We start from the raw sequence: 14,750 nt of genomic DNA, 5'->3' as shown, positions 1-14,750 counted from the left end.
TCGCCATTCGGCGATGTGCTGTTAACCGTTTGTTGCAGTCGGGTTGGGCGGAACCTAGAAATGCCTTCCTACGGTCTTCGACGTGCCAGTACGTACCGACAGGGCCCGGCGGGTCGCCGTTCTCGCGGACTCCGACACCCGGTGGAAATGGGGAGCGCTCACCGCGCAGCGCATCACCCCCGCCGGGGAGCGGATCCGGCTCGACGGCTACCTCCTGCGAGGCCGCGCCACCCCCACCGCCCGCCAGTTGACGGAGGTCGGCGTCCACGCCGACAGCCTCCGCGAGGTGACCGGCGTCGAGTTCCTGCGCGCGATGGCCGAGCAGGAGTACGACGTCCTGGTCCTCGCCTTGGTCGGCGGCGGCGTGCAGGCGATGCTGCACGGACTGCGCGGCCCGTTCCAGACGGCGGGACGGCGCCCCGTCGTCGTCACCGGCTACGTCGGCGTCGTCTACGAGAAGCTCGCCGACGGACTGCTGCTGCGCCACGGCGCCGACCTGGTGCTCGCCAACTCCCGCCACGACGCGGACCGCTTCCGGGCCGTGTATGAAGGCGTGGGCGCGGACGCCGGCGCGGTCGCCGAGGTCGCGCTGCCGTTCCTGGGCGGCGCGCCCTACAGCGGCCCGCACGACCCCTACACGGTCGTGTTCGCCGCCCAGCCCTCCGTGCCGGAGAGCCGCACGGACCGCGCCTACCTGCTGGACCGCCTGATCGGGCACGCCCGCCGGCATCCCGAGCGCGAGGTGCTGCTCAAGCTGCGCTCGAAGCCGGGCGAGCACACCACCCACATCGAGGAACTGCCCTACCAGAAGCTGGCCCAGGGCCGGGACCTGCCCGCCAACCTCCGCCTCGCCTACGGGCACATGGGGGAGGTGCTGGACCGCGCCGACCTGCTGGTCACGATCAGCTCCACGGCCGCCCTGGAAGCCCTGCACCGCCGCGTCCCGACCGCCGTCCTCACCGACCTCGGGGTGCGCGAGGCCCTCGGCAACCACCACTTCACGGGGTCCGGATGCCTGGCCTCCTGGGACGACCTGGACGCCGGCCACCGCCCGGCGCCCGACCCGGAGTGGCTGGCCCGGCAGGGCGTGGCCGCCGACGGGTCGTACGGCGGCGCCTTCGACGCCGCCCGCGCGCGCCTCGCCGCCCTGCTCGACCGCCCCGGCGGCCTGCCGCCCCTGAACCCCTACTACACGACCCGGACCGCGCCCGGCTACCTGCCCGGCATCCTCGCCCGCCACCACCTCGACCCCGAGGGCGCCCCGCTGCCCGGCGCGCCCGCCGCCGACAAGGCGCCCGGACCCGTCCGGCAGATCGTGCGCCGAGCGGCGCGCGGCGCCTACCGGCACGGCGTGCAGCGGGTGGCGCCGGTGATCCGGCGGATGGGGGAGCTGTGACTTCCGCCCGCGAAGCGGTCCCCAGCCAAGGAGTTGACGTCATGTCCCTGTCGGAGGACCCGTTGGAGTCCCCCCGGGAGGCCCCCTCGGAGGCGAACGGCGCCTCGCCGCGCCGGGTGCTCGCGGTGATACCCGCGCGCGGCGGCTCCAAGGGCGTGCCCGCCAAGAACCTCGCCGCCGTCGGCGGCCTGCCGCTGGTGGCCCGCGCGGTGCGCGAGTGCCGGGCGGCGCGGCTGGTGACCGACGTCGTCGTGTCCACCGACGACCCGGCGACAGCCGCCGCCGCACGGGCGGCAGGGGCCGAGGTCGTGCTGCGGCCGGCCGCCCTCGCCGGGGACACGGCGACCTCCGAGTCCGCCGTGCTGCACGCCATGGACGCCCACGAGGCGCTGCACGGCGCCGGGCTCGACGCGGTGCTCCTCGTGCAGTGCACCAGCCCGTTCCTGGTCCGCGAGGACGTCGACGCGGTGGCCGCCGCGGTCGTGCGGGACGGCGCGGACACCGCGGTGACCGTGGCGCCCTTCCACGGCTTCGTCTGGCGCGAGAGCGACGGCGAGGGCGCGGGCGACGGCGGGAGCGGGGGCGCGGGCGACGACGAGCGTGCGGGCGACAGCGACAGCGACAGCGCGGGCTCCGGCTCGGGCGGAGGCGCCGCCGCCGGGGCGCCGCGGGGCGGCGCCGGCGTCAACCACGACAAGGCGTTCCGCCCCCGGCGCCAGGACCGCCCCCAGGACTTCCTGGAGACCGGCGCCGCCTACGCGATGGACGCGTCCGGCTTCCGCGAGCACGGCCACCGCTTCTTCGGCCGCACCGACCTGGTGCGCACCGACCCGGCCCGGGTGCTGGAGATCGACGACCCGCACGACCTCGCCCGCGCCCGCGCGCTGGCGCCCCTCTTCGACGCGGAGCGCCCCGCCGCGCTGCCGACCGCCGACGACGTCGACGCGGTCGTACTGGACTTCGACGGCACCCAGACCGACGACCGGGTGCTGATCGACTCCGAGGGACGGGAGTTCGTCTCCGTGCACCGCGGGGACGGACTCGGCGTCGCGGCCCTGCGCCGCAGCGGCCTGCGCATGCTGATCCTGTCCACGGAACAGAACCCGGTCGTCGCCGCACGGGCCCGGAAGCTCAAGCTCCCGGTGCTGCACGGCGTCGACCGCAAGGACCTCGCCCTCAAGCAGTGGTGCGAGGAACAGGGCATCGCGCCGGAGCGCGTGCTCTACGTCGGCAACGACGTCAACGACCTCCCGTGCTTCGCCCTCGTCGGCTGGCCCGTGGCGGTCGCGAGCGCCCACGAGATCGTCCGCGCCGCGGCCCGCGCCGTCACCGTCCTGCCCGGCGGCGACGGCGCGGTCCGCGAGATCGCCGGCTGGATCCTCGGCCCCTCTCTCGATTCCCTCCCCCAGTAAGGAAACCCCGTCATGACCGCAGTGCCCGCCGACGCCCGCCTCCGCTCCTTCGGTTCGCGCGAGGCCGGTCCCGGCCGCCCCGTCTACGTCACCGGCGAGATCGGCATCAACCACAACGGCGACCTCGAGAACGCCTTCAAGCTGATCGACGCGGCCGCCGAGGCCGGCTGCGACGCCGTGAAGTTCCAGAAGCGCACCCCCGAGATCTGCACCCCGCGCGACCAGTGGGACATCGAGCGCGACACCCCCTGGGGCCGGATGACCTACATCGACTACCGCCACCGCGTGGAGTTCGGCGAGGACGAGTACCGCCGGATCGACGCGCACTGCAAGGAGAAGGGCATCGCCTGGTTCGCCTCCCCGTGGGACACCGAGGCCGTCGCCTTCCTGGAGAAGTTCGACGTCCCCGCCCACAAGGTGGCCTCCGCCTCCCTCACCGACGACGAGCTGCTGCGCGCCCTGCGCGCCACCGGCCGCACGGTCATCCTCTCCACCGGCATGTCGACCCCCCGCCAGATCCGCCACGCGGTGGAGGTCCTGGGCTCGGACAACATCCTCCTGTGCCACGCCACCTCGACCTACCCGGCCAAGGCCGAGGAGCTGAACCTGCGCGTGATCAACACGCTGGAGAAGGAGTACCCGAACGTCCCGATCGGCTACTCCGGCCACGAGACCGGCCTCCAGACCACGCTGGCCGCCGTCGCCCTCGGCGCGGTCTTCGTGGAGCGCCACATCACCCTCGACCGCGCCATGTGGGGCTCGGACCAGGCGGCCTCCGTGGAGCCGCAGGGCCTGACCCGCCTGGTCCGCGACATCCGCACCATCGAGGCGTCCCTGGGCGACGGCGTGAAGAAGGTCTACGACTCCGAGAGGGGCCCGATGAAGAAGCTGCGCCGCGTCGCCGGCGTCGTCGCCGAGGCGGAGATCGCCGCGGCGGCGGGCGAGCCGGTCGCGGTGTGAGACCGGGGCCCGCGCACCCGCACGGCTCCCCTGACGACGGACACGACGGAACGGTCGCACCCCGATGAGCCCTGGCGCCGGTCACGCCGGTCACCCTCCCCGCACGCTCGCCTTCGTGGAGAGCCCGGTCCAGCTTCTGAACACGCTGGAATGGGCCCACCTGCACGGACTGCGCGGCGCCCGGCCGGACGTCCTGCCGTCCGTGCCCGCGCAGGTGCGGCGGACGGTGGCCGGCGGCCCGCCGCAGGGCCCGCACGGCCCGGACCTCACGGTCGTCGTCCTCGCCCCGACCGATCCCATGACCCGGGGCCAGTTGCGCCGCATGGCGGAGCTGGCCCGGGACGAGGGACACCGGGTGCGCTGGGAGGAGGCGCGGGGCGGCGCGACGGCCCCCTTCCACACCATCGGCGGCCTGGCCGGATCCCTGCGCCGGGCGGACCGCGTCGTGATGGGAGACCCGTTCTCCCGCTATGTGCAACTGCTGCTCACCATCACCCGGGCGAAGCACCTGGTGGTGGTGGACGACGGCACGGCGACGATGGAGTTCGTCGCCCAACTGGCCCGCGGCGAGCGCCTCGTGCGCTGGCACCGCAAGGGCGGCCGGCCGGGCCCCCGGGATCTGCTGTTCGGCCCGGTCGCCTCCTCGGCCCGCCGCCGCCTGACCCCCGGCGGCCGCCGCGCCGTCGAGGTCTTCTCCTCCATGCCGGTGGCCGACGTCCCCGAGGGCGTCACGGTCACCGCGAACGACTTCGTCTGGACCCGCGCCCGCTTCGGGCCGCCGCGCATCACCAAGGGCGCCGACATGGTGGGCACCTCCCTGGTGGAGACCGGCGTGGTGGACGGCGACCGCTACCTGGAGGCAGTGCGGAGCCTGGCCCGCGCTCACGGCGCCACCCGCTACTTCGCGCACCGCCGGGAGAGCACGCAGAAACTGCACCGGCTGGCCGCGGAGACCGGCCTGGAGATCGTCCGCCCGGACCTCCCCCTGGAGCTGATCGCCCGCCGCGGCCCCATCGGCCGCACCGTCCTCAGCTTCCCCTCCACGGTGGTCCACACCCTCCCGCTGGCGCTGTCCGGCACGGGCGTCCGGGTGGCGGTCTGCGACATCGACCCCGCCTGGCTCACCGCACACGCCTCCCCCCGGGCCCACGGCTTCCTGTCCGGCGTCACGGGCACGGCCCGCGACGTCCACCGCCTGGCGACGGTCGCGCTGACGTGACGGCCGTCCGGCCGGGGTCTGAGACGAGTGTCCGGGGTCTGAGACGAGTGCGCGCGCGGTTCGCCAGCCAGTCCGCTGGGTGGACACCCCGCGCGTGAGTCCTGTGATGCGTGGTATCCGTGGAGAGAGGAAACAGTGTTCCTACCCATCAGCGTCATAAGCCAAGCGTCCGACGGTCGGATTTTCTTCCCCTAACGGGCTGAACTTCTGTTGATCCACCGTGCACGACCGGTCGGGCGTCCTACCCTTCAGAGGGTGAATCAGTTGATGTCCCTAGAGTCCGTGGCCGGCCTCCCGGGGGATGTGCTCCCCGGCGTGCTGAGCGAGTCCCTGCACGCCGAGCTGGTCGCCTTCCGGCGCGACCTGCACATGCATCCCGAGCTGGGCAATCAGGAGTTCCGCACCACCGCCGCGATCAAGGAGCGGCTTGAGCAGGCCGGGCTCCAGCCCCGCGTGCTCGCCTCCGGAACCGGACTCGTGTGCGACATCGGCCGGATCGAGGGGGAGCGGCCGGCCGTCCCGGCGCTCGCCCTGCGCGCGGACATCGACGCCCTGCCCATCCCGGACACCAAGGCCGACTGCCCGTACCGGTCCACCGTGCCGGACCGGGCGCACGCCTGCGGGCACGACGTGCACACCACCGTGGTGCTCGGCGCGGGGCTGGTGCTCGCCGATCTGCACGCCAAGGGGCTGCTGACGCGGCCCGTGCGGCTGGTCTTCCAGCCCGCCGAGGAGGTGCTGCCCGGCGGCGCCCTGGACGCCATCGAGGACGGGGCGCTGCGGGGAGTGGGGCGGATCCTGGCCGTGCACTGCGACCCCCGGGTCGACGCGGGCCGGATCGGGCTGCGGCACGGGGCGATCACCAGCGCCTGCGACCGCCTGGAGATCGCGCTGGACGGCCCCGGCGGGCACACCGCCCGGCCGCACCTGACCACCGACCTGGTCACCGCCGCCGCCCGGGTCGCCGTCGACGTGCCCGCGCTGATCGGCCGCCGCGTCGACACCCGGGCGGGCCTCGCCCTGACCTGGGGGCGGATCGAGTCGGGCCACGCCCCGAACGTGATCCCGCAGCACGCCGAGCTGTCGGGCACCGTCCGCTGCCTGGACCTGGAGGCCTGGCGGCAGGCGCCGGACATCGTGCACGCGGCCGTCGACGAGGTCGCCGCCATGCACCGGGCCAAGTCCGAGATCACCTACGTGCGCGGGGTGCCCCCCGTGGTCAACGACCGGGAGTCCACCGAGCTGCTGCGCCGGGCGATGGCCTCGCGGCTCGGCCGGGACTCCGTCGAGAGCACCGAGCAGAGCCTGGGAGGCGAGGACTTCTCCTGGTATCTGGAGCACGTGCCCGGGGCCATGGCCCGCCTCGGCGTGCGCCGGCCCGGCGAGCGCACGGTGCGCGACCTGCACCAGGGCGACTTCGACGCGGACGAGCGGGCGATCACGGTCGGCGTGGAGATGCTGACCGCCGCCGCGTTCCTCGACTCCGACGACGCCCCGAGGTAATCCCCCCAGGTAAAACCTTCTTAGGCAATCCTTAAGGGAGGAAGCTCCCGCGCCGCCCGCGCGAGAAGCGGCGGTCCCTCCGGGGGCCGCTCACCGGCGCGTTCCCAGCGCCCGCGCACCACCCCTGCACCGCGCCCGCGCACCGCCCCCGCACCGCTCGCCCAGCGCCCGAACGCCGCCCGCGCAACGCCTTCGCAAGCCATTCGTGCACTGTCCGCGACATTACGGCGACAGGGTTAAGAGTACGAGTTCAGGCAGTGTTTGCCTCGAATCGATAACGGCTTCGCGAGAGGTGTTTTTCTGACATCTACGCGCGTTACGATGCCGCGAAGCCGAGGTCGCCAGGGCGCCTCGGTCCGGGCGCCGGCACGGCGCCCGCGTCAAGCGCCGACACGGCGCTCAGGTCAGGTGAAGGAGCCTTCCCGTGCGCCGGGTAGCCAAGCTTTCCGCTGCGTTTATCGCGACCGCAGCTCTCGCCGTGACTGCCACCGCGTGTGGCAGCACCTCCTCCGACAACACCAACGGTTCGTCCGCCTCCGCCTCCGGCGGCGGCAAGGGCGTCAAGATAGGTCTCGCCTACGACGTCGGCGGCCGCGGCGACCGTTCCTTCAACGACTCCGCCGCGCGCGGCGCCGACAAGGCGGAGAAGGACTTCGGCGGCTCCGCCAAGGAGCTGACGGCCAAGACCTCCGACACCGAGGCCGACCGCGAGCAGCGTCTGTCGGACCTGGCCGACGCCGGCTACAACCCGATCATCGCCGTCGGCTACGCCTACGCGACGTCGATGGGCAAGGTCGCCGCGAAGTACCCGAAGACCAGCTTCGGCATCGTCGACTCGGTGGTGGACGCCAAGAACGTCGACAGCATCACCTTCACCGAGGAGCAGGGCTCCTACCTGGCCGGCGTCGCCGCCGCGCTGAAGACCAAGACGCACCACGTCGGCTTCATCGGCGGCGTGGACGTCCCGCTGATCAAGAAGTTCGAGGCGGGCTTCGTCCAGGGCGCCAAGGACACCGACGCCAAGGTCAAGGTCGACACCCAGTACCTGTCCCACGGCTCGGACACCTCCGGCTTCGCCAGCCCCGACAAGGGCAAGGAGGCCGCGCAGGGCATGCTCGACAACGGCGCGGACGTCGTCTACTCGGCGGCCGGCTCCTCCGGCAACGGCGCCATCGAGGCGGTCAGCGGCAAGAAGGGCGCCTGGGCCATCGGCGTCGACTCCGACCAGTACAACATCCCGGGTCTGGCGAAGTACAAGAACTCGATCCTGACCTCCATGGTCAAGAACGTGGACGTCGGCGTGTACGACTTCATCAAGTCCGTGCACGACGGCAAGCCGCTGAACGGCACCAACACGTACTCGCTCGCCAAGAACGGCGTCTCGCTGGCCACCAGCGGCGGCTTCGTCGCCGACATCCAGGCCAAGCTGGACGCGGCGAAGAAGAAGATCGTCGACGGCGAGATCAAGGTCAAGACCACCCCGTGACCTGAAGCCTCTCTTCGGGATCGCCCGCCGGTGCGCGGCCTGATCCCGAAGGGAGGCCCCGCGCGTCCGTTCGCCGCGCCGCCCCGGCGCTCGCCTGGTCGCCCCGTCGGACTCCGGCTCGGTGCGGGGGCCCCTTCCGGAGCCCCCCGCCGGGCCATAACAATGTGTCAACTCTACGCGTGTAGCGCGGAGTTGCCGCGCTAGCGTCGCCGACGCCTGCCCTCCCCTACGCAGCCCCTTTCCCCGAGGAGAGTGCGCCATCAACGCGTCCAGCCCTCCCGCTGCCGTCGAACTGCGCGGCATCACCAAGCGTTTCCCCGGCGTCGTCGCCAACCGCGACATCGACATCACGGTCCGCTCGGGCACTGTCCACGCCCTGTGCGGCGAGAACGGCGCCGGCAAGTCCACCCTGATGAAGATCCTCTACGGCATGCAGCAGCCGGACGAGGGCACCATCGCCGTCGCGGGCGAACAGGTCGTCCTCAATAACCCCGGCGACGCCATCGCCCGCGGCATCGGCATGGTCCACCAGCACTTCATGCTCGCCGACAACCTCACCGTCCTGGAGAACGTCGTCCTCGGCGCGGAGAAGCTGCACGGCATCGGGGGCCGGGCCCGCGCGAGGATCAAGGAGATCTCCGAGTCCTACGGGCTGAACGTCCGCCCGGACGCCCTGGTGGAGGAGCTGGGCGTCGCCGACCGCCAGCGCGTGGAGATCCTCAAGGTCCTCTACCGGGGCGCCAGGACCCTCATCCTGGACGAGCCCACCGCCGTGCTCGTGCCGCAGGAGGTCGACGCCCTCTTCGACAACCTGCGCGAGCTGAAGGCCGAGGGCCTCACCGTCATCTTCATCTCCCACAAGCTGGGCGAGGTGCTGTCCGTCGCCGACGAGATCACCGTCATCCGGCGCGGCACCACCGTCGGCACGGTCGAGCCGCGGAGCACCACCCCCCGGCAGCTCGCCGAGCTGATGGTCGGCAGCGAGCTGCCCACCCCGGAGACCGAGGAGTCCACCGTCACGGACGTGGCGATGCTGACGGTGGACGGCCTGCACCTCACGCAGACCGACCTCGACGGCGTCGAGCGGGTCATCCTCGACGAGATCGCCTTCACCATCCACCGGGGCGAGGTCCTCGGCATCGCGGGCGTGGAGGGCAACGGCCAGTCCGAGCTGGTCGAGGCGATCATGGGCATCCGCCGCCCCGACGCCGGGGCCGTCACCCTCGACGGCGCCGACATCGCCCAGGCGCCCACCCGCGACCGCCGCGAGGCGGGCATCGGCTACATCCCCGAGGACCGCCACCGCCACGGCCTGCTGCTGGAGGCGCCGCTGTGGGAGAACCGCGTCCTCGGCCACGTCAGCGAGCGCCCCAACTCCCGCGGCCCGCTGCTCGACCTGAAGGCCGCCCGCGCCGACACCGAGCGGATCGTCCGGGACTACGACGTCCGCACGCCCGGCATCGAGGTCACCGCGGCCTCGCTGTCCGGCGGCAACCAGCAGAAGCTCATCGTCGGCCGCGAGATGAGCCACGCCCCCAAGCTGCTCATCGCCGCCCACCCCACCCGCGGCGTGGACGTCGGCGCTCAGGCGGCGATCTGGGACCACATCCGCGAGGCCCGCCGCGAGGGCCTGGCCGTGCTGCTGATCTCCGCCGACCTCGACGAGCTGATCGGCCTCTCCGACACCCTGCGGGTGATGTACCGCGGCCGCCTGGTCGCCGACGCCGACCCCGCCACGATCACCCCCGAGGAGCTGGGCTCCGCCATGACGGGCGCGGCCACCGGCCACCTGGAGCACACAGAGGACGACGCGCGATGAACAAGCTGACCTCACGGATCGACAAGGAGCGGCTGCTTCTCGGCATAGCCGCGCCGCTGCTCGCGGTCGTGGCCGCGCTCGTCGTCACCACCCTGGTGATCCTCGCGACCGGCAAGAACCCGGGCGACGCGTTCAGCGACATGACCACCTACGGCTTCGCCAGCGACAGCCAGGTCTACATCCTGAACAAGGCGACGACGTACTACCTGGCGGGCGTCGCGGTCGCCGTCGGCTTCCGGATGAACCTGTTCAACATCGGCGTGGACGGCCAGTACCGGCTCGCCGCGTTCGTCGCCGCCGTGCTCGGCGGCGCGCTGAGCCTGCCGGGCTGGATCTCCATCCCGCTGATCGTCGTCTGCGCCATGGCGACCGGCGCCCTGTGGGCGGCCATCGCCGGCGTCCTCAAGGTGACCCGGGGCGTCAGCGAGGTCATCGCGACCATCATGCTGAACTCGATCGCCACCGCGATCATCGCCTACCTGCTCCAGCCCGGAAAGCTCGGCGAGCTCCAGCAGGGCGGCACCCTCGTCTCCACCAAGCCGCTGCCGTCGTCGTCGTACTTCTTCAGCATCGACGCCGGACCGGCGGGCGAGCTGTGGGGCTTCCTCGTCGTCGCCGCGCTCGTCGGCGTCGCGTATTGGTTCGTGCTCGGGCGCACCCGGTTCGGCTTCGACCTGCGCACCGTCGGCCAGTCGGAGAGCGCGGCCGCCGCGAGCGGCGTGTCGGTGAAGAAGATGATCGCCACCAGCATGATCATCTCCGGAGCGGTGGCCGGCCTGGTCGGCATGCCGACCCTGCTCAACGACAGCCACCAGTTCAGCAATGACTTCCCCGTGGGCATCGGCTTCACCGGCATCGCCATCGCGCTGCTCGGCCGCAACCACCCGATCGGCATCGCGCTCGGCGCCCTCCTGTGGGGCTTCCTGGAGCGCACCACCAACCACCTCGAGTTCCAGGGCTACGACAAGGAGATCCTCGGCGTCATCCAGGGCGTCATCGTCCTGTGCGTCGTGATCGCCTACGAGGTCGTGCGCCGCTACGGCCTGAAGCGCCAGCAGCAGCGGGTGGGCGCCGAACTCGCCGCCCAGGCAGCCGCTCCCATGAAGAAGCAGGAGGTGGCGTGATGACTGCCACGATGACCGACGCGCCGCCGCCCGCGGCGCCCAAGGCGGCGGGCGCACGCCGGCGCTCGGGCCGCCCGCTCGGCCAGACCCTCATGATCGTGGCGGGCGCCCTGCTGCTCGTGGCCGCGGTCCGCGTGATCACCGGGTCGAACCAGCTCGACTCCGCCGGCCAGGTGAGCGCCGCGCTCAGCCTCGCCGTGCCGATCGGCCTCGCGGGCCTCGCGGGTCTGTGGTCGGAGCGGTCCGGCGTGGTCAACATCGGCCTCGAAGGCATGATGATCCTCGGCACCTTCGGCGCCGGATGGATCGGCTGGCAGTCCAGCCCCTGGCTCGGCCTGCTGTGCGGCATCGCCTTCGGCGTCCTCGGCGGCCTGGTGCACGCGGTGGCGACCGTCACCTTCGGCGTCGACCACATCGTCTCCGGCGTCGCCGTCAACCTGCTCGCGCTCGGCGCCACGCAGTACCTCGCCAAGCTGTTCTTCGCAGGCGGCAAGGCGGCCGACGCGGGCGGCAACCCGAAGCAGTCGCCGCCCGCCGACGCGCTGCCGAACGTCACCGTGCCCGGCCTCTCCGACGGCCTCGCCTCGGTCGAGCACCACCACTGGTTCCTCGTCTCCGACGTCGCGGGCATCCTCGGCGGCCTGGTCACCGACCTGTCCGTGGTCACGCTCCTCGCCGTGCTGCTGTTCGCAGGCAGCCAGTGGGTCCTGTGGCGCACCCCGTTCGGCCTGCGGCTGCGCTCCTGCGGCGAGAACCCGGTCGCCGCGGAGTCGCTCGGCGTCAACGTCTACACGTACAAATACGCGGCCGTGGCGATCTCCGGCGGCCTCGCCGGACTCGGCGGCGCGTTCCTCGCGCTGGTCACCTCGCACACCTACCTCGAAGGCCAGACCGGCGGCCGCGGCTACATCGGCCTCGCGGCGATGATCTTCGGCAACTGGCGGCCGGGCGGCCTGGCGATGGGCGCGAGCCTGTTCGGCTACTCCGACGCGCTCCAGCTCCGCAACGGCGGCGTCACCGTGCACGCCCTGCTGCTCCTGCTGGTCGTGCTGCTCGCCGCGCTGGCCGGCTGGAAGCTGTACCGCAAGGCGGTGTGGCAGGGCGCGCTCAGCGCCGTCGCGGCCGCCCTGATCCTCGTCTGGTACCTGCTCACCGACGAGGTCCCCGGCGACTTCGTCGGCGCCACCCCCTACGTCGTCACCCTGCTGGTGCTGTCGCTGTCGGCGCAGCGCCTGCGGATGCCGAAGGCGGACGGCCTGCGCTACCGCAAGGGCCAGGGCAAGTGACGGCGGCCGAGGCCGCCGGGGCCGACTGGGAGGTGCTGCGCGCCCAGGCGCGCGAGGCCATGTCCCACGCCTACGCCCCCTACTCCGGCTACCCGGTCGGCGCCGCGGCCCTGGTCGACGACGGCCGCGTCGTCACCGGCTGCAACGTCGAGAACGCCTCCTACGGACTCGGCCTGTGCGCCGAGTGCGGACTGGTCTCCCAGTTGCAGCGCACCGGAGGCGGCCGCCTGACGCACTTCACCTGCGTCGACGGCCGCGGCGAGCCCCTCGTCCCGTGCGGCCGCTGCCGTCAGCTCCTGTTCGAGTTCGGCGGGCCGGAGCTGCTCCTGGAGACCCCCGAGGGCGTGCTGCCGCTGTCCCGGATGCTCCCGCAGGCCTTCGGCCCGGACCACCTCGCCTCGTAACCCTGCGGCGGCGCCAACCCCTGCGGCGGCGCCATACAGCGCCTCCCCGCCCGGGGTGCGCGCCCCTCCGCCCCTTCAGCCCCTCCGGCCTCACGGCCCGGAGGGGCTGCGCACCCCGCACCCACCCTTCGCACCTGGAAGGCCCCCCTCATGGCCATGGACGCCGTCTCCGTCATCCGCACCAAGCGGGACCGCGGCGAACTCAGCGACGAGCAGATCGACTGGGTCGTCGACGCCTACACCCGCGGGGAGGTGGCCGACGAGCAGATGTCCGCGCTCGCGATGGCCGTCCTGCTCAACGGCATGGACCGGCGCGAGATCGCCCGCTGGACCGCCGCGATGATCGCCTCCGGCGAGCGCATGGACTTCTCCGCGCTCTCCCGCCCCACGGCCGACAAGCACTCCACCGGCGGCGTCGGCGACAAGATCACCCTGCCGCTGGCGCCGCTCGTCGCCGCCTGCGGCGCGGCCGTCCCGCAGCTCTCCGGCCGCGGCCTCGGCCACACCGGCGGCACCCTGGACAAGCTGGAGTCGATCCCCGGCTGGCGCGCGCTGCTGTCCAACGAGGAGATGCTGCGCGTCCTGGACGAGGTCGGCGCGGTGATCTGCGCGGCGGGCGACGGCCTGGCCCCGGCCGACAAGAAGCTCTACGCCCTGCGCGACGTGACCGGCACGGTCGAGGCGATCCCGCTGATCGCCTCCTCCATCATGTCCAAGAAGATCGCCGAGGGCACCGGCTCGCTGGTGCTGGACGTGAAGGTCGGCGCCGGCGCCTTCATGAAGACCCTGGACGACGCACGCGAGCTGGCCCGGACGATGGTCGGCCTGGGCACGGACCACGGCGTCCGGACGGTCGCGCTGCTGACCGACATGTCGACTCCTCTGGGTCTGACGGCGGGCAACGCGCTGGAGGTCCGCGAGTCTGTGGAGGTCCTGGCCGGCGGCGGCCCGGCCGACGTCGTGGAGCTGACCCTCGCCCTGGCGCGGGAGATGCTGGACGCGGCCGGACTGAAGGACGCCGACCCCGCCAAGGCCCTGGCCGACGGCTCGGCGATGGACGCGTGGCGGCGGATGATCGCCGCCCAGGGCGGCGACCCCGACGCGCCGCTGCCCACGTCACGGGAGCAGCACGTGGTCACGGCCCCGTCCTCGGGCGTCCTCACCCGCCTGGACGCCTACGGCGTCGGCGTCGCCGCCTGGCGCCTCGGCGCGGGCCGCGCTCGCAAGGAGGACCCGGTGCAGGCGGCGGCGGGCGTCGAGCTGCACGCCAAGCCCGGCGACACGGTGACGCAGGGCCAGCCCTTGCTGACCCTGCACACCGACACCCCCGACCGCTTCGCCTACGCGCTCCAGGCGGTCGACGGCGCCTACGACGTCGCCCCCGCCGGCACCCCCTTCACCCCGTCCCCGGTGATCCTGGAACGCATCGCCTGACCTGCGACCTCTCCTTTCGAGTGAACGGGACCGGCGCCCTGGCGCCGGTCCCGTTCGGCATGCTGCACTGCGTGACGCACCGAGAGGAGAAACCGCCATGGGCGCACTCACCGTCAGCCAGGACCCCGAGCAGAGCTGGGACGACCTCGTCCGGTTCTGGGAGGAGACGGACTGGCCGGAGGGCAGCAAGGCGGAGATCGTCGAAGGGGTCGTCACCGTGCAGCCGCCGCGGTCCGCAGAGCACGACGACACCGCTGAGCTGATGCAGCAGCGCCTGTACGGCGCGCTTCCGCCCGGGTGCGACTGGGGCGTCTACCAGACGCTCGGGCTGATGTGCCCCCAGAGCGGGGGCTTGTTCGTCCCCGACCTCTGCGTGGTGCCGAGGACGGCCCTGCGCCGAGGAACACGGGTGCACGCCGGTGAGGCGGAACTCGTCGTCGAGGTCACCTCGCCGAGCAACGCCCACCATGACCGCATCAAGAAGGCCCACGGGTACGCCGTGGCGGGCGCGCCGCTGTATCTCCTCCTGGACTCCTGGCAGTCGGGCCGGCCGACGGCGACGCTGTACGGCGAGCCGCAGAACGGCACGTACCGTGTCCTCGCCTCGGTCGAGTACGGCGAGCAGATCAAGCTGCCCGAGCCGTTCAGGCTGGTCCTCGACACGGGCGTCTTCCCCGTCAGGTGACGTCTGGCCCGGTCGTCGCGCT

The 14,750-nt window shown here is 72.7% G+C and carries 12 protein-coding genes; all 12 read left to right on the top strand.

Features of this window, described 5'->3' with window-relative positions:
• Positions 1–82: 82 nt before the first annotated feature.
• The 12 genes from ABZ861_RS02460 to ABZ861_RS02405 all read left to right on the top strand — a co-directional run bounded on the left by ABZ861_RS02460 (position 83) and on the right by ABZ861_RS02405 (position 14,728).
• Positions 83–1,396, top strand: coding sequence for a DUF6716 putative glycosyltransferase (locus tag ABZ861_RS02460; protein ID WP_361622288.1), 1,314 nt, complete (start codon positions 83–85; stop codon positions 1,394–1,396).
• Between the two features lie 41 nt (positions 1,397–1,437).
• Positions 1,438–2,808, top strand: coding sequence for an N-acylneuraminate cytidylyltransferase (locus tag ABZ861_RS02455; protein ID WP_361622285.1), 1,371 nt, complete (start codon positions 1,438–1,440; stop codon positions 2,806–2,808).
• Positions 2,809–2,829: 21 nt separating this feature from the next.
• Complete coding sequence (locus tag ABZ861_RS02450) at positions 2,830–3,768, top strand: N-acetylneuraminate synthase family protein (RefSeq protein WP_361622467.1); 939 nt, start codon at positions 2,830–2,832, stop codon at positions 3,766–3,768.
• Between the two features lie 64 nt (positions 3,769–3,832).
• The gene (locus tag ABZ861_RS02445) at positions 3,833–4,987 is read left to right on the top strand and encodes a hypothetical protein (protein WP_361622282.1); all 1,155 of its coding nucleotides are present in this window, start codon (positions 3,833–3,835) and stop codon (positions 4,985–4,987) included.
• Between the two features lie 267 nt (positions 4,988–5,254).
• Entirely contained in the window at positions 5,255–6,490 is a 1,236-nt protein-coding gene (locus ABZ861_RS02440) for a M20 family metallopeptidase (protein ID WP_361622464.1), read from the top strand.
• Between the two features lie 424 nt (positions 6,491–6,914).
• Positions 6,915–7,976 carry a BMP family ABC transporter substrate-binding protein gene (locus ABZ861_RS02435; protein ID WP_361622279.1) on the top strand — a complete coding sequence of 354 codons (1,062 nt, stop codon included), beginning with the start codon at positions 6,915–6,917 and terminating at the stop codon, positions 7,974–7,976.
• A 259-nt stretch (positions 7,977–8,235) separates the two neighbouring features.
• Complete coding sequence (locus ABZ861_RS02430; protein ID WP_361622461.1) at positions 8,236–9,795, top strand: ABC transporter ATP-binding protein; 1,560 nt, start codon at positions 8,236–8,238, stop codon at positions 9,793–9,795.
• A complete protein-coding gene (locus tag ABZ861_RS02425) occupies positions 9,792–10,919 on the top strand; it encodes an ABC transporter permease (protein ID WP_361622276.1) in 1,128 nt (375 codons plus the stop codon). The genes ABZ861_RS02430 and ABZ861_RS02425 overlap by 4 nt, the downstream gene beginning before the upstream one ends.
• Positions 10,919–12,205 (top strand): ABC transporter permease, encoded by a 1,287-nt coding sequence (locus tag ABZ861_RS02420; RefSeq protein WP_361622273.1) that lies wholly within the window; start codon positions 10,919–10,921, stop codon positions 12,203–12,205. Before ABZ861_RS02425 ends, ABZ861_RS02420 begins: the two co-directional genes overlap by 1 nt.
• Entirely contained in the window at positions 12,202–12,609 is a 408-nt protein-coding gene (locus ABZ861_RS02415; RefSeq protein WP_361622270.1) for a cytidine deaminase, read from the top strand. The genes ABZ861_RS02420 and ABZ861_RS02415 overlap by 4 nt, the downstream gene beginning before the upstream one ends.
• Positions 12,610–12,759: 150 nt before the next feature.
• Entirely contained in the window at positions 12,760–14,043 is a 1,284-nt protein-coding gene (locus ABZ861_RS02410; protein ID WP_361622267.1) for a thymidine phosphorylase, read from the top strand.
• A gap of 97 nt (positions 14,044–14,140) precedes the next feature.
• Entirely contained in the window at positions 14,141–14,728 is a 588-nt protein-coding gene (locus ABZ861_RS02405; RefSeq protein ID WP_361622264.1) for a Uma2 family endonuclease, read from the top strand.
• Positions 14,729–14,750 lie beyond the last annotated feature (22 nt).

Origin of the sequence: Streptomyces sp. NPDC046985 (genome assembly GCF_040644415.1) — a bacterium.
In the GTDB taxonomy this organism is placed as follows: domain Bacteria; phylum Actinomycetota; class Actinomycetes; order Streptomycetales; family Streptomycetaceae; genus Streptomyces.
This window is presented reverse-complemented; position numbering and strand designations above follow the sequence as displayed.